The organism is Streptomyces sp. NPDC029159 (assembly GCF_055564055.1).
The window spans coordinates 239,896-258,465 of record NZ_JBVHWT010000002.1; the positions used below are offsets into that span (position 1 = coordinate 239,896).

Consider the following 18,570-nt stretch of genomic DNA (forward strand, 5'->3'; position numbering starts at 1 on the left):
GGCCGCCGGTGGGGTGACGCCGGTTGTCTCGTACTGGTTCCGGTGCCGCGCGTACAACCCGCCTACGTCCGTGCGTCGTCGCTGGTCACGCCAGGCCACCGAACGGATCGTGGGCGGCATGACGAGCAACCTCGGCGGGACCGTCCCCGCCGACCAACACACCTTCACCGCCCCGCCCTTGAGCGCCACGGCCGACCCGGACCCGCGCGTCTTCGCGATGCGTTTCACCGCCACGCCCAGAGGCGCCCGCCTCGCCCGCCGGTTGGTGGCGGTCCGGCTGGACGAGTGGGGTGTGCCGTACGGGACGGACCCGCACGACACCATCGTGTTGATCGCCGGGGAGCTGAGCGCGAACGCGGTGCGGCACGGCCGGGTGCCCGGGCGGGACTTCCAGCTGCGGCTGCTTCTCGTGGCGGGTACGCGGGAGCGGGCGACCGTCCGCGTCGAGGTCGGCGACACCCGTACCGAACGGGTACCGCCGCGCCCGGATGCCGTCCGCGAACCGGGGGACGCGGAGACCGGCCGAGGGCTGCTGCTCGTCTCGTGCCTGGCCGCCCGCTGGGACTGGCACCCGCGCCCCGGCGCGCCGGGCAAGACGGTGTGGGCGGAATATGCGCTCACCCGCCCCTTCTGTCCGTGAGCGTGGGAGAGGCGGCTGCGGGTGCCGTCCTTGCCGGTACGGCGTCCCTTCCGGTTGCGGGGCGGACGCAGGCGCGGCGCCGTACCGGCCGGGGAAGGGGCTCACCGGCCCCCGGTCCGCCTACAGGCAGCAGGCGTCGCGTCGGATCGCCCGGCCGGTCGCCAGCCACTCGGCGTGCTCGGCGGCGGTGTGCGCCGCCGAGCCGTTGCCGAAGGCCGCCACGAGGTCGGACTGACGGTGCGTCACACCGTCCCGCATCACCATCGGTGTGCGGACCAGCGAGGCGAAGTCGGTGAACGGATCGCCGTCGACCATGGTCAGATCGGCCAGTTTGCCGGGCTCGACGGTGCCCAGATCGGCGGCGACCCCGAACAGCTTCGCCGGCACCACGGTGGCGGTGCGCAGCGCCTCGGTGGTGCTGAAGCCGTACCGGTGCAGGGCGCGCAGTGCCACATGCAGATGGAGGCCGACGGGCGTGAGAGGCGCGTCGGTGCCCAGCGCGAGCGTGCCGCCCTCGGTCACGATGTGGCGGTACGTCCCGATCTCCCGGGCCAGGGCGGCCAGCTGCACTTCGGTCGGCGGGGTCCGGGTCCCGTCGCGTACGACGGCGGTGTCCCAGGGCGGCATCAGGTCGGTGACCCGTGGGTCATCGGCCAGCGAGGGGTCCTCGCCGAGCAACGGCCGTGCCGTGAACGGAGTGATGATGATCTTGAAGTGGCCGTCGCGGTACTCCTCCCGCAGGTCCTGGTAGGAGTAGCCGCCCGGTGAGATGGCGTGCCCGTACTCCACGCGCTGGGTGGCCTGGAGATGGGTGGTGAGATCCTGGCCGACGTTGCGGCCGGGGAAGCACAGATGGCTGCCGCAGCGCACGCCGAGCCTCTCGTGCGCGGTGCGCGCCGCCTCGGCCATGACCGAACCGGACGCCCGTACGTACGTCTTGACGAAGTCGTGGTCGAGGGCGACCGTGCGCTCCAGCGTGCGCCGCACCCCTTCTTCGGTGCGATGGGCGCGCCCCATGCTGTACGCGACCCGGGCGCCGTCGAGCAGCTCCGCGCAGGTGAACAGCCGTGGCCCCAGGGCCGTCCCGGCGCGGAGCGATTCGCGCAGCCGCACCGCCTCGTATCCGAAGCCGCCGAGGGAGACGTTGGTGGTGACGCCGTAGGCGAGCATCAGCGCCGCCTGCCGGCCGCCGTAGACGTAGTTCCAGGGGTGGGTGTGGGCGTCCCACAGCCCCGGCAGGACGGTGTACGAGGAGGCGTCGACGCTCCGGCCGCCGCGTCGGTGGGGCTCGACCGCCGTGATGCGGTTGCCGGAGACGACGATGTCGACGTCCTCCCTGACGTGCTCCCCGGTGCCGTCCCACAACCGTCCGGCGTGCACCCGCACCACGTCCGGGCGGTCCGGCACCGTACGGCGGCCGGTCAGCGGTACCGGGACGGTGCGGCGGCCGGTGCCGTCACGCCGGATCAACCGCAGCTCTCCGCCGGACAGGTGGAGGAGGGTGCGCGAGTCGGCCGCCCAGGAGGGGTGGTCGGCGTGCTCATCGGTCAGCCGCCGCGGCTCGCCGGCCGGAGCGCCGTCGGCGGTGACGGGCAGCACCCAGAGCGCGGATTCCAGGATGAGCGCCATCCACCGGCCGTCCGGGGACCACACCGGACCGCTGTCGCAGCGGTCGGAGATCGACTGGTGCGCGGCGGGCAGATGGCAGGAGGACGCGCCGGTCTCCGTGTCGATGACGCGGATGAGGTTGTAGCCCTCCCGGAAGCGCTGGTTGAGCCGGTTGCGGTCGCAGAGGGCGATGCGGCGGCCGTCCGGGGACCAACTGGGCCGGCCGGGCGGTCCGTTGCCGCCGAGCGGGGTGGCGAGCGTGCGGGAGGCGCCGGAGGCGAGGTCGTACAGCAGGAGCGCACCGGTGCTGTCCTGGCAGGCCAGCTGCGTGCCGTCCGGGGAGAGCGCGGGGTTGAAGCGTCCTCCGGTGGCGAGCACGGTGTCGGTGCCGTCGTCCAGGTGATACCGGTGGACGGCGGACAGCCCGTCGCGGTCGGACACGTAGAGGACGCTGCGGCCGTCCGGTGCCCAGGACGGCATCTGCACGTAGTACGCGGGATCGGCCTTGACCAGCTTGCGCGGCCGTCCGCCGATCGGCATCACCCAGAGTGCCCCGAGGGCGACGAACGTCACGGAGGCGCCGTCGGGGGAGAGTGCGGGCAGATGGATGCCGCGCACCGGGCGGGGCCTGGCGGAGTCGAAGTCGTACTTCTTGTCCTCATACACGGGCTCCTCCACCGTCAGCCGGGCGGAGAAGGGGAGGTGCCGCACTGCCGCGGAGGTCAGCGTGCGGACGGTGAACTGCCCGTCGGCGACATACAGGATCCGGTCGTCGGACAGCCAGCGCGGCGGCGCGGCCAGCACGTCCTCGCCGTCGCTGACCTCCTTCCCGTCCACGATCAGGGCCGAGTGCGTCACCAGCGTGCCGGGACCGCTGCCGGACACGCTCAGCTGAAGGTGGGCGAGGCGGCCGGTCGGTGACACCGACGGGCACAGGAGCGGGCCGTCCGCGTCGGCCAGCACGGTGCTGACCTCACCTCCCTGGGCCGGTACCCCGGCCAGGGTCCGGCCCCCGTCGGTGTCGCCGTTCCGGGACCGGAGGGCCCGGACGAACAGCACCTGGCGCCCGTCGTGGGACCAGGTCGGATCGTAGTCCTCCGCCTGCTCCCCGCCGGTGAGCCGGGTCAGCGCACCGCTGCGGACGTCGACGGTCCAGATGCCGTACGACGAGCCTGCCGCCGGGTCGCCGCCGCGTTCGGAGGAGAAGGCGATCCTGGTGCCGTCGGGGGACCAGGCGGCGCCCCGGTCGTCCCACGGCCCGTCGGTGAGCTGACGTAGTCGGGAGCCGTCCCGTGCCATGGTCCAGAGGTGGAAGCCGCCGCCGCGATAGGCGCAGAACGCCACGGCCGAACCGTCCGGGGAGAAGGCCGGACGGGTGGGCTCCAGCTGCCAGTCGGTCAGCTGGACGGCCTCGCCGCCGTCGGCCGGCACCGACCACAGGATCCCCTGGACCTCGGCGATCAGCCCGCCCCCCTCGGGGGAAGCCGTCACCGACGCGCCGGTGCCCGCCGTGTACGTGAGCACCCGGCGATCGGCGGCGGCAGCCACCTGCACGGGGACGCTCCGGGTGGCCGCCGCGGCGGCCGGGGCCACCGCCGCACCCGCCGCCGTACCCGCAGCCACCTGGAGCAACCGTCTTCTCGTGATGCCGTCCATATCCACCGCAGCCACCTCTCCGTCCCACCGGGCCACCGCTCCTCGCGCCCTCGGAGATCCGCCCCGACGGCTTTCCGTACCGCGGCTTACCGATCGAGCGTCAATTTCGATGAGTGTTACAAGCGTTGAGGTGGTGAACAACATCGCTTCCGGCATCCGGAGGTACGGAGCCGCCCGTGCCGGGCCGCCGTGGTGATGCCGGTGGCTCCCTCCATTGGCATCTGGAAAACAGATCGCTCGCAACAAAAACATCTGTTGGACAGGTGGTTGGGTGCGTCCAAGGATGTCTCCTGCAGCAGCGCAGTCCGTGCGACAGCGGGATGGACTGCCGCGTGAGTGGAGGCACACATGCCGAGTGAAGAGACCGAAGTCGTCGTCGTCGGCGCGGGCCAGGCAGGCGTGGCGATGAGTGAGCATCTGGGGGCCCAGGGCATTCCGCACGTCGTGCTGGAGCGGGAGCGGATCGCGGAGCGGTGGCGTTCCGAGCGGTGGGATTCCCTGGTCGCGAACGGGCCCGCGTGGCACGACCGGTTTCCGGGGCTGGAGTTCCCCGATGTCGCTCCGGACGCCTTCGCGTCGAAGGAGCAGGTCGCGGAGTACCTCGTCGCGTACGCCGAGAAGGTCGGTGCGCCGGTCCGGTGCGGGGTCGAGGTGACCTCGGTGCGCAAGCGCGCCGACCGGCCCGGTTTCCGGGTGGAGACGTCGGAGGGGGCCATCGACGCGCGGTTCGTCGTGGCCGCGACCGGGCCGTTCCAGCGGCCGGTGATCCCGCCGATCGTGCCCGACGGCGCCGTCCCCGTGCAGCTCCACTCCAGTGGGTACCGGAATCCGGAGCAGCTGCCCGAGGGGGCGGTGCTCGTCGTCGGGGCCGGTTCCTCGGGGGTGCAGATCGCCGATGAGCTGCGGCGGTCCGGGCGCCGGGTCCTGCTCTCCGTCGGGCCGCACGACCGGCCGCCCCGCTCGTACCGCGGACGGGATTTCTGCTGGTGGCTGGGGGTGCTCGGGATCTGGGACGCGCAGACGCCGCCGCAGGGGGCGGAGCACGTCACCATCGCGGTCAGCGGTGCCCGCGGCGGGCACACCGTGGACTTCCGGGAACTGGCCGGCTCCGGAATCGAACTCGTCGGCCTCACCGCCTCCTACGACGAGGGGGTGCTGCGCTTCGCGCCGGACCTCGCGGCGAACATCGCCCTCGGCGACACCAAGTACCTGGAGTTCCTCCGCGCCGCCGACGCGTACATCGCGCGCAACGGGCTCGACCTTCCCGAGGAGCCGGAGGCCCATGTCCTCGGCGCCGACCCGGAGTGCGTGACCCGCCCCCGGCTGGAGCTCGACCTCGCCGAGGCGGGCGTCACCTCGATCGTCTGGGCGACGGGCTTCGCCACCGATTACAGCTGGCTCGACGTCGACGCGTTCGACGAGAAGGGCCGACCGGACCAGCGGCGGGGCATCTCGTCCGAACCCGGCGTCTACTTCCTGGGCCTGCCCTGGCTCTCCCGCCGCGGGTCGAGCTTCATCTGGGGCGTCTGGCACGACGCCCGGTACGTCGCCGACCACATCGCGATCCAGCGGGGCTACTTCGCGTACGAACCCACCGACCGGCCCGGCGCCACGACGGCGACCGGACAGCACTGAGGAGCAGACGATGACCTCCACGACCCCGACCGGCGGAGGCCGCCCGGTGAACGCCCCGATCGTGACCGGCGGGCACACCCGGATCCGTCCGTTCAACACCCGCGACACCTACCCCGAGCAGAACCTCGACAACGACCTCTGCCAGGCCGTCGTCGCCGGTGACACGGTGTATGTGCGCGGGCAGATCGGCCAGGACCTCGACACGAGCGCGTCGGTGGGCATCGGCGACGCCGAGGCACAGGCCGAGCAGGCCATGGCCAACATCGCGATGCTGCTCGAAGAGGCCGGTGCCCGGATGGAGCACCTGGTCAAGCTGACGATCTACCTCGTCGACCCGCGCTACCGCGAGGCCGTGTACCGCACCGTCGGCCGCTGGACCAAGGGCGTGCACCCCATCTCCACCGGGCTGGTCGTCTCCGCCCTCGCCCGCCCGGAGTGGCTGTGCGAGATCGACGCGATCGCCGTGCTGCCGAAGGGGGAGCGGGCATGACGTTCTCCCTGGTGGTCCGGGACGGTGAGCGGTTCGGCATCGCGGCCAGCTCGTCGAGCCCGGCCGTCGCCGCCCGCGTCGTCCATCTGCGGCCCGGCGTCGGCGCCGCGACCTCGCAGAACATCACCGACCCCACACTCGGCACCGACCTGCTCGACGCGCTCGCCGCGCACGGCGACGCGGAGCGCGCCCTGGCCGAGGTCACCGGCGCGGCGCGCAGCGAGCAGACCATCGCCTACCGGCAGTTGACGGTCCTCGGCCGCTCCGGCCCCGGGTACGCCTTCAGCGGTCCGCAGACCCTGGGCACCCACGCCGCCGCCACCGCGGACGGCGCGGTCGCGGCCGGCAACATGCTCTCCGGTCCGCACATCCCCGGCGTCCTCATCGACGCGTACGCCGCCGCCACCGGGGAGCTGGAGGAGCGGCTGCTCGCCGCCATGCGGGCCGCGGTCGCCGCGGGCGGTGAGGCGGGGCCGGTGCACTCGGCCGGGCTGGCGGTCGTCGCGGACGTCGGCTGGCGCGTCACCGACCTGCGGGTGGACTGGGCCGACGACCCCATGGACCGGCTCGGCGAACTCCTCGACGTCTGGCTGCCGCAGCGGGACGACTACGTGACCCGCGGCCTCGACCCGGCCACCTCGCCCTCGTACGGCGTCCCGGGCGATCAGCGATGAGTGCGCTGAAGGAGGCTGCCCGGCGGGCGGTCGACCGGCGGGCACAGGAGCTGATCGGCCTCTCCGAGCGGCTGCACGCCGACCCGGAGACCGCCTGGGAGGAACACCGGGCCGCGGCCACCGTGCCGGAGCTGCTCGACCGGGTGGGGTACGACGTCACCTCGTCGTACCTGGGCCTGGAGACCGCGTTCCACGCGCGGTTCGGCAGCGGGCCGGTCCGGATCGCGCTGTGCGCCGAGTACGACGCGCTGCCCGGCCTCGGCCATGCGTGCGGGCACAACCTCATCGCGGCGAGTTCCGTGGGCGCCGCGCTCGGACTGGCCGCCGTCGCCGATGACGCGGGCCTCACCGTCGAGGTCTACGGCACCCCGGCCGAGGAGGGCGGCGGCGGCAAGATCGAGCTGCTGGACCGGGGCGCCTTCGCCGGGGTGGACCTCGCGATGATGGTGCACCCGGCGCCGGTCGACGTCGCCGAGGCCCGGCCGTTCGCGGTCAGCCACTCCAAGGTGTCGTACACCGGCAAGTCCGCGCACGCCGCGGCCTATCCGGAGGCCGGGGTGAACGCGGCCGACGCCTTCACCGTGGCGCAGGTCGCGATCGGTCTGCTCCGCCAGCACCTCCCGGCCTCGGCCCGGGTGCACGGCGTGGTGACGCACGCCGGGGACGCCCCGAACGCCATCCCGGAGCGGTCGAGCGGACGCTGGTACGTACGGGCGGAGACGCTCGCCGAACTCGCCGAGCTGGAGCCGCGCGTCCTGCGGGCCTTCGAGGCCGGAGCCCTGGCGACCGGCTGCGAGCTGGCGATCGAACCGGAGAGCAAGCCGTACGCGGAGTTCCGCGCGGACGAGACGGCGCTCGCCCACTACCGCGCCAACGCCGTCGCCCTGGGGCGGGAGTTCGCGCCGCCCGGCCAGGCCGCACGGATGAACCGCGCCTCCACCGACATGGGCAACGTCTCGCAGGTGGTGCCGGCCATCCACCCCTACATCGGCATCGGCTCGCTGCCCGCCACCAACCACCAGCACGAGTTCGCCGCGTACTGCGTGGGGCCGACCGCGCAGCGCGCCCTGCTCGACGGGGCGCTCGCGCTGGCCTGGACCGGCGTGGACCGGGCCGCCTCCGCCGGGGGAGCGGCGGGGTGACGGGGACGGCCGCCGGGACCGACGACGCTCCCGGCGGCCGCCCCCGGCGCGCCGCTCACCGCCCGCCGGAGCTGGATCCCACCCACCTTCGGCCTCATCCGCGAGCGCGGACTGCTGACCGCCGCACAGCTCCACGAGCTGACCGGCCCCGCCGCCCCCACCGGCCTGCCGGCGGCGCACTGAGCACACCGCGCCGCCGGCCCCGCACCGCTCCGGCCCCTTTCCCCGTCCCCCAAGGAGGCGCGCATGCGCACCCGTAACAGCGGCACCGTAGAGAACGAAGCCGTGGTGCCCACCGACGTGGCCGACCTGCGCAGGAGCGTCGCCGCGGGAGCCATCGGCGTCTTCGTGCACTGGTTCGACTGGGCCGCCTACGCCTATCTCGCCGGTACCGTCGCGACCGTGTTCTTCCCGGCGGAGGACAGCACGACCGGGCTGCTCGCCGTGTTCGGGGTGTTCGCCGTGTCGTTCGGCATCCGGCCGGTCGGCGCCCTGGTGTTCGGGCCGCTCGGCGACCGGATCGGCCGCAAGCGCACCCTGTCGCTGGTCATCTTCCTGATGTCCGGCGCGACTCTGTGCATCGGCCTGCTGCCCGGCTACGCCTCGATCGGGATCGCCGCCCCGCTGCTCCTGGTGGGCCTGCGGCTGGTCCAGGGGTTCGCCGCGGGCGGCGAGTTCGGCAGTGCGGCCAGCTTCCTCGCCGAGAGCGCGCCCCGCGAGCGCCGCGGCTTCGGGGTGAGCTGGCTGGAGGTCGGCTCGCTGCTGGGCTTCCTCGCCGGATCGTTCGTCTTCCTGCTGCTCTCGACGGGGCTCGACGCCGACCAGCTGACCTCCTGGGGCTGGCGGATCCCCTTCCTCGTCTCCGCGCCGCTGGGCGTCATCGGCTACGTCATCCGCAACAGGATCGAGGACACCCCGGAGTACCGGACGCTGGAGGCCAACGGCTCCGTCCCGCGCAGCCCCGCCCGCGAACTGCTCCGCCACCACAAGCGGGAACTGCTCCAGGCGGCGGGCCTGATGGCGGCGATGCACGTGCCGTTCTACGCGGTGCTGACCTACCTCGTCACCTACGAGACCGACCACCTCGGCCACCCGGCCGACAGCGCCGCCCTGCTGGCCACGGCGATCTCACTGCTCGGCCTGGTACTGGTGCCGCTGTTCGGGCTGCTCTCCGACCGGGTGGGCCGCAAGCCGGTGTTCATCGGCGCGACCGCCGCCCTGCTGCTCCTCGCCACCCCGGCGTTTGCGCTGATGCGCACCGGACTCGTCGGGACATGGATCGCCGGTCTGGCGCTCGGCGTGATCCTGGCCGCGATCCTCGGCACGTACGCGGTCTGGTCGGCGGAGGTCTTCCCCACCCGTACCCGGCAGAGCGGGCTGTCCGTCGCCTACAACATCACCGCGGCGCTGTTCGCCGGTACGGTGCCGTACCTGATGACCGTGCTCATCTCGGCGACCGGCAGCACCCTGGTGCCCGGCCCGTACCTGATGGTGTTCGCCGCCGGCGGGCTCGTTGCCGCCCTGTCGCTGCGGGAGACCGCCGGCTCCGCCCTGCTGCACCCCGGGGACGTGGCCGAGGCGGCGCCCGTCGAGAGCCGTGAGCCCGCCGCGCCATAAGGTCGGCACCGACCGGATCACCAGGAGCCGAGGGCCGCAGATGATGTCACCAGTGGGTTTCACGCTCGTTCAGCTCCGCTACTTCCTGGTGGCCGCCGAGCGCGGGTCGATGACGGAGGCGTCGGCGGAGCTGCACATCGCGCAGTCCGCCGTCTCCACCGCCGTCCACAACCTGGAACGGGACCTGCGGGTGCAGCTGTTCATCCGCCGCCGGGGCCGCAGCCTGACGCTCACCCCGGCGGGGGAGCGGCTCCGGCAGCAGGCCCGGGAGCTGCTGGGCCGCGCCCACGAGGTCGAACGGGAGGCCCAGGGCAGCGGCGAGTCCCTGTCCGGGCCGGTGGCCGTCGGCTGCTTCGTGACTCTGGCCCCCTACTACCTGCCGCCGCTGTTCAGCGAGTGCACCCGGCGCCATCCGGGCATCGAGATCGACGTCGTGGAGGCGGAGACCGACCAGCTCCTGGCTGCCCTGGCGGCGGGCCGGATCGACTTCGCCCTCACCTACGACCTCGGCCTGTCGACCGAACCCGACCTGCACTGCGAGACGATCGCCCACGCCCCGGCCTATGTGATCGTCCCGGCCGCCCATCCGCTGGCCGACCGGGACGGCGTGGAGCTGGCCGAACTCTCCGCAGAACCGCTGGTCCTCCTCGATCTGCCGCACAGCCGCGACTACTTCCGCTCGCTGGTCGCCGCCACCGGCACCGCCCCCGACGTCCGCTACCGCACCCGGAGCTACGAGACCGTGCGCTCCCTGGTGGCCCGCGGACTCGGCTACTCCGTCCTCAACCAGCGGCCGGCGACCCGCCAGACCTACGGCGGCGGAGAGATCGCGGCGCTCCCGCTCCGCGACGCCGGACCGCCGCTCGCCGTCCAGATCGCCTCCGTGGGCGGCGTGACCCAGACCGCCCGCGCCCGAGCGGCCATGGACGTCCTGCGGAACATCGCACCCCGGCCCGCCGGGGCCTGACCGGCAACGCTCAGAGATTCGGCGCGCCCCGTCACCGCCCGGGCGTGGGCGAGAAGCAACTCCTGGGCCCGCTCGGGGCGGAGCGCGGCGTTGCGGCTGACGATGTGCAGCCCGCAGCCGTCCTCCAGGGCCAGCAGAGTGTGTGCCGGAGCCGGCGCGGACGCGGCGAGCGCGAAGCCGCCGCTCGCGGCGCCCACCTCCAGGGCGGTGGTGTGGAGCGCGACCTCCCGGGCGAAGAGCGAGGCCATCAGCTCGGCGTGGCCCGGGCTGCGCCCGGCGGGCCGGTGCAGTTCGTGGCGGAGTCCGTGGGCCGGATCGTCCGTCATGGCCGGCAGCCCGCTGCGCAGCAGGGCACGGAGGCGGGTGGCGGGATCGTCGGGCGGCGCCTCGTCGTACGCCCGCTGTCGGGAGGCCAGATAACCTTCCACGGCGCCCCGGTGCACCTCCAGGACCAGGTCGTTCAGCTCGGGGTAGTAGTACAGGACCGAGCCCTGGGAGACGACCGCGGCATCCGCGATGTCCTTGATGCGCAGGGCTTCCAGCCCGCGCTCCGCGATGGCCCGCCCCGCGGCGGAGACGAGGGCCTGCTCTCTTCGGCCTCCACTACGCCTTCGCCGGCACCTGGGCCGTCTCCCGCACCACCTTCGAAGCCTTCACCCTCGGCACGGTCGCGGTACTGCTGCTGGTCGGCGGCGTGGGGTGCGGGTGGGGCGGAGGGAGGGGGACGGGGCGAGCGTCGGCGGTGAAGTGGCCGGTTAGACAGGCGTGTTACGAGAGGTGTTCCGGCAGATGGGGTGTGGGGGTGAGGCCGGAGGCCCGGCCCTCACACCCGCGCCGCGGACCGCATCCGGCCGGACAGCGCGGAGAGCTCCCTGGACGGTCGTTGAGATCAGGGCCCGGGCGTCGGGTGTGCGGGTGAGCTGTTAGTCCAGGCTGTGTCGAACTGCTGCAGGGCGATGGAGTACAGGAGTCCAGGCGCACGGGCGTACAGGCACGGGGAGTTCCGGCCGTGAGCGGAGCTGCTGTAGAAGGTGAGGTAGGCAGCCCGATCCGTTGCGATCACACGGCAGGAGTTTGGGAGGTTGAAGCTGCGAAGCTCGAAGTTGCGTTGTGTACAGGCCGCATGAGCGAGGTAGTCCATGTTCGTCCGCACCTGGTTTCTGAGCAGGTCTGGAGTGAAGCCGGGATCGAACTGGCATATCTCGTGTGAGCGCCGGTCAAGCCATGAGTCGTCTCGAGGGCGAGGATCGGGTAGCAGAACCTGGACGGAATCCGGGGACAGCTCCCCCGACCACAGAGGTGAGAAGACCTCACGGGTGAGCACATTTCCACGTCCTGCCAGGACTTTGACCCAGCGAGCCCGGGCGAGGTCGTGTGCGATGTCCTGTTCAGTGGACGACTGATGCCGGTATACGCGGCCGAGCCCCGTGCCGGTGGGCCGGGAGCAGACGGCCACCAGCCACCACAGTGGACGTGAGCCGCGTAAGAGGCCGAGAACCAGCAGGATCGCGCTGGCAGCAAGAGAGCTGAGTATCCCGAACAGAAAAGCAGTCATACGAGCCGTCTCCCTCTGGTAGGGGCCTCTCGGTGCCTTCGATTCAAGGCCAGCAGAGGTAGGAGAGAAGCTCTCGCAGGATGTGCGCAGCGTTCCGAGCCGCGAGGTCGTGATATCCGTGACCTTTTTCCTCATCGGCGTTGTCGGATACGCCTCGGATGACGATCCAGCCAGGATTGATTCCGCTGTGAACGGAGTTCTCCTGCCAGTACTGGCTCAGGCCTCCTGCTTCCATGTCTACCGCCAAAACTTTCTCGTGGTAGCTCGTGAGGTAGCTGCGGATGTCGCTCTCGCGGTCGGCGATGACGGCTTCTCCGGACCCGATCACGCCCGGGTAGACCTCGAAACCCTCAGATGCGTGTGCGGGTAGTTGGCCGTGGATGCGTGCCGGTGTCCCGTGATCGGTGAAGAAGGCGTTCACGGCATGGACGACCGGTGCGGGCGCCTGTCGGTGTTCCCCGCGGCGATGGACTTCCCCTCGCGGACTGATCTTGCGGTTCTCGTAGTAGACGATGTCGGTGGAGACAATGACATTGCCGATGCGGGCGTGCTCTTCATGGAGGCCGCCACCCACGCCTACCAGGGCCCAGAGTCGCGGTTCGTAGTGGCGGCGAAGATTTTCCAGAGCTGCCATTGTCGAGCGTTGTCCCTGGCTCTGGGCCTGGGTGGCCACGATACGAACAGTCGTTTCCGCCATGGTGTGTTCGCCCCGGTAGAAAAACAGCCCGCCGGGTTCCTTGTGGCGTACCAGTTTCAACTCGTCCACCACGCTGCGCAGTTCCTCACTGAGGATCGTGACCACTCCGATGTCCCACACGGTGTTCTGGGCGTCAGTCGCCCCGTCGCCGGTGGGAAGGGTAGTGCTGTGGGAAGGAGTGGAGAGGGCGACGCTGGCGTTTTCTCCAATGGCGTTGTTACTGAAGTTGTTGTTGTCGCCATTACTGATGATGCCGTGATTGGTGATCACTGCTTTCCTCCACCGTTGGAGTTTTCCGGGCCGGTCGGTTGGCTGGCGGCAACGCCGACCTGAGCCGCATTGCCCACGGCGTTGTTGCTGAAGTTGTTGTTGTCGCCGAAGTTGAAGATGCCGCTGTTGATGATTTTAAGTGCGCGATCGTTGAACTCTGATATGTCAACATCCTTGATGGTCAGGAAGTCGCTGGCGGCCCGAAGCAGTCGACGTTCGATCGTCTTCATTCGGCCGAGGATGTCGCTCTTCTCAAGCTGAATCTTGGACCATGCCTGGGCCGATCTCTCCCGTATGCTCACCCGACTACCGATCAGGACATTGCGGATCGGCGTGATGGTGAGGTCCCGGGGAAGTATCACTGCCTTGAGAAAGGCATAGAGATACAGGATCAGTCGCCATGAGTGCTGGATTTCTGAAGGTAATGTGGCCAGTTCCCGAAACGCTGACCAGACGACTGCTATGAATCCGTGATGGCCGAACTCTGCGGTGCGTTGGAAAGTCCTCGGCGTATGAGCGAGGACGCACGCCGCCGTGGAGATGCTCAAGGTACGGCCTTGAAGGCTGACGTGCAGTAGAACGGTCGCCACGAACTCCGCGCCCTCCGCAGGCGTTGTCACCTCCAAGAAGTGATGCTGTTTGGATCCGGGTGTATTGATGATGACGCGGAGGTCGCGTTCGTCGAACTCCTGCGGAAGAAGCGAACGGTCCACCGCTACATCGGTTTCGGCTACGTAGACGCGGTCGCGGACCTGTGCGGGTAGCCGTACATCCTGACTGTCGGAGTCCAGTAGTTGAACGGCCTCGCGTAGGTAGTCGACCAGTTCGTGTGCGTGGAACGGGGGGACGGGGTACTCGCGTTCATGGAGCGGCGCGTCGTCATCGCTGGGGCGGAGCAGCTGAATGCTCATCGGCGGGTTCCACTGGTAGACGAGCTCGCCGGCCCCGATGAACGGCGATTCGTCCCCGAACAGCGTGAACATGGTGAGGTCGTCCTCGTCTTCGTCCTCGCTGTGACGTGGGCGGCGGTAGACGGTGCAGAGATGCTGTTGCTGTGTGTCCGCCGCCTTCTGTCGCCCGGACAGGCGTGAGGGCCGAAGGCTTGGTGCGCGCAGGATTCGATTGAGTATCAGTTGGCGTGTGACCCCGACGCTGAGACATATGAGAGAGATTCCCAAGGCCAGGTGAAATGCTCTGACAGCGTGGTCCGGGTAGAGGAGTGCGAGCGTCAGGCCGGCCACTGTGAGTGATAGTGCGGCGAAACCGATACGCCGGAGGGCATATGTCTTTTCCGAGTACCGGCGCGGCAGTAGTAGCTTGAAGAGACGCCGATGATTTCGTACCGCTCCCAGGCCGCGGCGCTTGGACTTTTGCCTGACTCTCGGGTCCTGGTCGACGTCGCGGAGCAGTACGGCGAGACGGAGTAGCCACAGGAGGGCAAGGCCGCTGGCGATGAGGGCGGCGGTGGGTAGGGCACCTGTGACGGCGGGGGCGATCGCTGTTCCCACCACTGCAATGCGGGTGAGCGCGCTCAGTGCGGCGGCTCGCCAAGCGTGGTGCATGACAGGGACGATGTCGAAGCCGTAGGACGGTGCGACCCTCCGGTGCGGCGCGGTGCACACCTCATTGATCACGAGGTCTCGAAAACGTTCATCCACGTACACACCGGTGCATAAGTGGCGGGTGGCGGCGGTGGGTTCACCGGTCGCTTCCGTGGCCGGTGGCGCTTGAGAAGTGATCACGCTCTGTCCCTGCCTCGTAGAGTTATGGTCTGCGAGACCATAAGTGCCGGCAGGGTTTAAGTCAACGTGACCTTTAGGGGTTCTGGTGGATGACTGGCTGAAAGCCTCCACTGAAGTGGAGGCGTCGTGGGTGACCGTGGACTTGGCGATCTTCACGATCAGAGATGGGCGCCTGATGGTGCTCCTGATCGAGCGCGGACTGGAGCCTTTCCTCGGCCGGCCGGCGCTCCCTGGCGGCTATGTCCAAAAAGGCGAGACCTTGCGGGAGGGGGCTCTGCGTGAACTCGGGGAGGAGGCTGGGATCGATGGCAGCCAGCTGCATCTGGATCAGTTCGGCGCATACGGGGACCCTTGGCGTGACCCGAGGGGGAGGGTGGTCACGATCGCCTATCTCGCATTGGGGTCGGATCTGCCCGCTCCCGTGGGGGGCACCGATGCCAGGCATGCCTATTGGGCCCCTGTGTCACCACTGGCCACCGAGGAGCGGTTGGCGTTCGATCACCAAGCCATCCTGGCGGATGCGCTGGAGGAAGTGCGAGGAAAGCTCGAATACACCGCCGTCGCTACAGCCTTCTGCCGGGAGCCGTTCACGCTGAGTGAGCTGCGCACGGTCTACGAGGTGATCTGGGGGCAACGCCTGGACCCGAGCAACTTCCGCCGGAAAGTGCTCAACTCCGCAGGGTTCGTGGAACCCACGGGGGAGCAGAGACTGCCTCCCACCGGCCGCCCAGCTGCCCTCTATCGTCGCGGTGGCGCGTGGCTGCTCAATCCGCCCCTGCTGCGTGGCGGCGGCGGTGCCGGGTATGCCGTATAGCGCGGTTCGGAGGTGGCCGACGGGTGAGAGCGGCTCCGGCCGGGCTCGGAACGAGAAGGCTGTCCGAGTGCGTTCAGGGCGAGTAGGGCGACTGTGCCTCCGCCTCGTCGCTTGGAGCCGTGGCCTGTGCTGCTCATGATGACGGCCACCGGGGTGCTGACCCGTGGTGGCACGAAGGGTACGGGCCTTCCGGGACACCCGGTACTGAATATCCCCTTTCCCCCGCTACATCATGATTTCATCCCGTCATGAAAGGCGACGGAATGAGGAGCGGAGACCGTGCGTACGACGCCTGTCCGCGGGGGTCCGCCTCGCGGCGGCGGTTGTTGGCCGCGGTGGTGGCGGCGCCGGTGGTCGTCGGGGTGGGGGCCGGGGGTGCTGCCGCTCGGAGTGACGGGATGGCGGGTGGGGCGGGGCGGCGGGAGATCGAGCCGGTGGCGACCGGTGAGGCGGAGTGGGCCGGTGTGGGGCGGGCGCTGGGGCGGGGCGGGAACATGTTGCGGGGCGTGATCTACCACACCGGCTTTCCGCGGCGGGATCTGAGCGTGGTCTCCGATGGGGTCATCGTGCGGCCGGGGCTTGCGCTCGGGGCGCATGTGTCGTTCGTCCGGTACGCCGACGGCAGCGCGATGGCGATGGGTGATGTGGTGGTCACCGAGGACGAGATGCAGCGGGCGATCGACGCCTGGCAGGCGCACGGCATCGCGCTGACCGCGCTCCACAAGCATCTGCTCGCCCAGCACCCGGACATCTGGTGGGCCCATCTGCACGGGCACGGCCGGGACGCGGAGGCGCTCGCCCGCGGGCTGCGCGCCGGGTTCGACCGGACCGGCACCCCGCCCCCGGGGCCGCCGGGGCCGTCGCTCCCCATGGATCTGGACCTGGCCGGGATCGAGGCGGCGCTGGGCGTCCGGGGGACCGTCGAGGAGGGGGTTTTCAAGTGTCTGTTCGTCCGCCGGGAGACGGTGCGCAGCGGACCGCTGGTGCTGCCCGTCGGCCTCGGCTCGACCTGCGCGTTCATCTTCCAGCCGGTGGGTGGCGGCCGGGCGGCGCTCGCCGGTGACTTCGCCATGACGGCGGACGAGGCCCCAGGCGTCCTGGGGGCGCTGCGGCGCGGCGGGATCCGCCTCGTCGAACTGCACAACCATCACCTGGACGAGTCGCCCCGGCTGTTCTTCACCCACTTCTGGGCCGTCGCGGACGCCGTCGCGCTCGCCCGGACCCTGCGCCGCGCGGTGGACGCCGCCCGGGTGGAGGCCCCCGTGGGGGAGGTCCCGGCCGGTTGAGGGGCGATCCCGGCCTGAGGCTCTTCGGCGTACGGCCACCGGGCCCGGCGGCCGGGGCGGTGGGCGTGCCGTGGGCCGGGCGGTACGCGATTCATGGGGCAATCGGACCAATCGCCCGGATGCGGCGCGTGTGCCGACAGGTGATCGGGTACCTAGGTCCTGTCGTCCACGCCGGGACCGGTCCACGGGGTTCGGCAGGCGAGGTGCGGTACGCCCGTGCGCGGTGCGGTCGTCGGTCGTCGGCGCGCCGTGTCGCTCGTCCCGCCGCGCCTCGTCGTCGCCGACCGGAGCCCGTGGAGCCGCCCGACGGGTGAACGACGCCACGCAGACGGCCCCCCGAGGGGTGTGTCCGTCCCCTTCGGTGCCCGCCTCATCCGTCCGATCCCGTACCTGGAGCTTCGTATGGACCCCGTGCCTCCCACGCGGAACTGCCCCTTCGACTATGCCGAGGCCCTCGAATTCGACCCGCAGCTCAGAGCGCTGCAGAACGAGGGGCCCGTCTCCCGTATCAAGCTGCCCTACGGGGAGGGGGAGGCGTGGCTGGTCACCGGCTACGACGACGTGCGTACCGTCACCACCGACCGGCGGTTCAGCCGCCGGGCGGTGGTCGGCCGGGACTTCCCGCGGATGACGCCGGAGCCCATCGTCCAGGACGAGGCCATCAACGTCATGGACCCGCCCGGCAGCAGCCGGCTGCGCAGCCTGATCTCGAAGGGGTTCGCGCCGCGGCACATGGAGCGGATGCGGGTCCGTACGCAGCATGTCGTCGACGAGCTGCTGGACCGGATGGAGGCGCACGGCGCGCCCGCCGATCTCTTCGAGCACCTCGCGGCGCCGCTGCCGCTGACCACCATCTGCGAGGTCCTCGACATCCCCGAGGGGGACCGTGCGCAGCTGCGCAAGCACGCCCGGACGATGATGAACGTCACCGTCGAGAACAAGGAAGCGGCCATCCGCTCCAAGGCCGAGCTGCGGGCCTATTTCGCGAAGCTGACCGCGCAGCGCCGGGCGGACCCGGGCGACGACCTGATCAGCGTGCTGGCCACCGCCCGCGACGGGGACGAGCTGCTCAACGACGACGAGCTGACCGTGATGGCGATGGTGCTGCTCATCACGGGCCAGGACACCACCACCTATCAGCTCGGGAACATCTCCTACGCCCTCCTGACGCGGCCCGACGAGATGGCGATGCTCCGGGACACCCCGGAGAAGTTCCCGCAGGCGCTGGAGGAGCTGCTGCGCTTCATTCCCTTCCGCAAGGGCGTCGGCATCCCCCGCGTCGCCCTGGAGGACGTGGAGCTGAGCGGCGTGCAGATCCGCAAGGGCGACATCGTGCACGTGTCGTACCTGACGGCCAACCGGGACGGGCGGAAGTTCGACCGGCCGGACGAGCTGGACCTGGAGCGCAACGGGCCGTCCCACATGACCTTCGGCTGGGGCGGCCACCACTGCCTCGGTGCGCCGCTCGCCGCCACCGAGCTGGAGGTGGCGCTCGGCACGCTCATGAGGCGCTTCCCGGCGCTGAAGCTTGCGGTGCCCGCCGAAGAGGTGCAGTGGAACAAGAATTCCATCTGGCGCTATCCGCTCGCCCTGCCCGTCACCTGGTGAGAGGGGCGTGAGCGGCGGCCCGCCGAGGCGGTGGGCCGTGAGGTGGGGGGGGGGGGGGGGGGGGGCGGGGGGGGGAGGGGGGGGGAAGCCAGAGACGCCAAAAAGGGAAAGGGCACCGAAAAGAAAACCGACACTGCGGACACCCCTCCCCACCCAGAGGGAAAAAACA

13 protein-coding genes and 1 pseudogene are annotated in these 18,570 nt (G+C 70.6%); 10 read left to right on the forward strand and 4 right to left on the reverse strand.

Translation table 11 applies throughout. The features are described from left to right. Positions 1 to 118: 118 nt before the first annotated feature. Positions 119 to 640, forward strand: a complete 522-nt coding sequence (locus ACZ4U4_RS05305) for an ATP-binding protein (protein ID WP_467869126.1) — start codon at positions 119 to 121, stop codon at positions 638 to 640. Between the two features lie 120 nt (positions 641 to 760). Here the strand turns inward: ACZ4U4_RS05305 and ACZ4U4_RS05310 are convergent, their stop codons facing one another. Continuing rightward, complete coding sequence (locus tag ACZ4U4_RS05310) at positions 761 to 3,904, reverse strand: amidohydrolase family protein (protein ID WP_467869777.1); 3,144 nt, start codon at positions 3,902 to 3,904, stop codon at positions 761 to 763. A 348-nt stretch (positions 3,905 to 4,252) separates the two neighbouring features. On the opposite strand from ACZ4U4_RS05310, the gene ACZ4U4_RS05315 reads away from it, so the two are divergent. From ACZ4U4_RS05315 to ACZ4U4_RS05340, 6 genes are all read left to right on the forward strand, one after another. After that, positions 4,253 to 5,539, forward strand: coding sequence for a flavin-containing monooxygenase (locus tag ACZ4U4_RS05315; protein WP_467869128.1), 1,287 nt, complete (start codon positions 4,253 to 4,255; stop codon positions 5,537 to 5,539). Positions 5,540 to 5,549: 10 nt separating this feature from the next. Further along, positions 5,550 to 6,029 carry a RidA family protein gene (locus tag ACZ4U4_RS05320; protein ID WP_467869130.1) on the forward strand — a complete coding sequence of 160 codons (480 nt, stop codon included), beginning with the start codon at positions 5,550 to 5,552 and terminating at the stop codon, positions 6,027 to 6,029. Continuing rightward, positions 6,026 to 6,703, forward strand: coding sequence for a DUF1028 domain-containing protein (locus tag ACZ4U4_RS05325; protein ID WP_467869132.1), 678 nt, complete (start codon positions 6,026 to 6,028; stop codon positions 6,701 to 6,703). Before ACZ4U4_RS05320 ends, ACZ4U4_RS05325 begins: the two co-directional genes overlap by 4 nt. Beyond that, positions 6,700 to 7,845, forward strand: a complete 1,146-nt coding sequence (locus tag ACZ4U4_RS05330) for a M20 family metallopeptidase (protein WP_467869134.1) — start codon at positions 6,700 to 6,702, stop codon at positions 7,843 to 7,845. Before ACZ4U4_RS05325 ends, ACZ4U4_RS05330 begins: the two co-directional genes overlap by 4 nt. 246 nt (positions 7,846 to 8,091) lie before the next feature. Next, positions 8,092 to 9,462: an MFS transporter gene (locus tag ACZ4U4_RS05335; RefSeq protein ID WP_467869136.1), complete on the forward strand. Its 1,371-nt coding sequence runs from the start codon at positions 8,092 to 8,094 to the stop codon at positions 9,460 to 9,462. A gap of 52 nt (positions 9,463 to 9,514) precedes the next feature. After that, on the forward strand, positions 9,515 to 10,429 hold the full coding sequence (locus ACZ4U4_RS05340) for a LysR family transcriptional regulator (protein WP_467869138.1): 915 nt from the start codon (positions 9,515 to 9,517) through the stop codon (positions 10,427 to 10,429). Between the two features lie 452 nt (positions 10,430 to 10,881). On the opposite strand, the pseudogene ACZ4U4_RS05345 reads toward ACZ4U4_RS05340, so the two are convergent. The 3 genes and pseudogenes from ACZ4U4_RS05345 to ACZ4U4_RS05355 form a co-directional block, all read right to left on the reverse strand. Beyond that, positions 10,882 to 10,998, reverse strand: a pseudogene (locus tag ACZ4U4_RS05345) (TetR family transcriptional regulator); the annotation flags it as partial. Positions 10,999 to 12,027: 1,029 nt separating this feature from the next. Next, positions 12,028 to 12,951 carry a 5'-methylthioadenosine/S-adenosylhomocysteine nucleosidase family protein gene (locus ACZ4U4_RS05350; protein WP_467869140.1) on the reverse strand — a complete coding sequence of 308 codons (924 nt, stop codon included), beginning with the start codon at positions 12,949 to 12,951 and terminating at the stop codon, positions 12,028 to 12,030. Next, positions 12,948 to 14,693, reverse strand: a complete 1,746-nt coding sequence (locus ACZ4U4_RS05355) for a hypothetical protein (RefSeq protein WP_467869142.1) — start codon at positions 14,691 to 14,693, stop codon at positions 12,948 to 12,950. The genes ACZ4U4_RS05350 and ACZ4U4_RS05355 overlap by 4 nt, the downstream gene beginning before the upstream one ends. Before the next feature lie 85 nt (positions 14,694 to 14,778). On the opposite strand from ACZ4U4_RS05355, the gene ACZ4U4_RS05360 reads away from it, so the two are divergent. From ACZ4U4_RS05360 to ACZ4U4_RS05370, 3 genes are all read left to right on the forward strand, one after another. Next, positions 14,779 to 15,507, forward strand: coding sequence for an NUDIX hydrolase (locus tag ACZ4U4_RS05360; protein WP_467869144.1), 729 nt, complete (start codon positions 14,779 to 14,781; stop codon positions 15,505 to 15,507). A 398-nt stretch (positions 15,508 to 15,905) separates the two neighbouring features. Beyond that, positions 15,906 to 16,793 carry a DUF1259 domain-containing protein gene (locus ACZ4U4_RS05365; protein WP_467869146.1) on the forward strand — a complete coding sequence of 296 codons (888 nt, stop codon included), beginning with the start codon at positions 15,906 to 15,908 and terminating at the stop codon, positions 16,791 to 16,793. A gap of 402 nt (positions 16,794 to 17,195) precedes the next feature. After that, the gene (locus ACZ4U4_RS05370; protein ID WP_467869148.1) at positions 17,196 to 18,401 is read left to right on the forward strand and encodes a cytochrome P450; all 1,206 of its coding nucleotides are present in this window, start codon (positions 17,196 to 17,198) and stop codon (positions 18,399 to 18,401) included. Positions 18,402 to 18,570: the final 169 nt, after the last annotated feature.

Excerpts from the sequence above, each read along its gene's own strand:
- ACZ4U4_RS05305 (WP_467869126.1), top strand. The coding sequence starts at position 119 with ATGACGAGCAACCTCGGCGGGACCGTCCCCGCCGACCAACACACCTTC.
- ACZ4U4_RS05310 (WP_467869777.1), bottom strand. The coding sequence starts at position 3,904 with ATGGACGGCATCACGAGAAGACGGTTGCTCCAGGTGGCTGCGGGTACG.
- ACZ4U4_RS05315 (WP_467869128.1), top strand. The coding sequence starts at position 4,253 with ATGCCGAGTGAAGAGACCGAAGTCGTCGTCGTCGGCGCGGGCCAGGCA.
- ACZ4U4_RS05320 (WP_467869130.1), top strand. The coding sequence starts at position 5,550 with ATGACCTCCACGACCCCGACCGGCGGAGGCCGCCCGGTGAACGCCCCG.
- ACZ4U4_RS05325 (WP_467869132.1), top strand. The coding sequence starts at position 6,026 with ATGACGTTCTCCCTGGTGGTCCGGGACGGTGAGCGGTTCGGCATCGCG.
- ACZ4U4_RS05330 (WP_467869134.1), top strand. The coding sequence starts at position 6,700 with ATGAGTGCGCTGAAGGAGGCTGCCCGGCGGGCGGTCGACCGGCGGGCA.
- ACZ4U4_RS05335 (WP_467869136.1), top strand. The coding sequence starts at position 8,092 with ATGCGCACCCGTAACAGCGGCACCGTAGAGAACGAAGCCGTGGTGCCC.
- ACZ4U4_RS05365 (WP_467869146.1), top strand. The coding sequence starts at position 15,906 with ATGGCGGGTGGGGCGGGGCGGCGGGAGATCGAGCCGGTGGCGACCGGT.
- ACZ4U4_RS05370 (WP_467869148.1), top strand. The coding sequence starts at position 17,196 with ATGGACCCCGTGCCTCCCACGCGGAACTGCCCCTTCGACTATGCCGAG.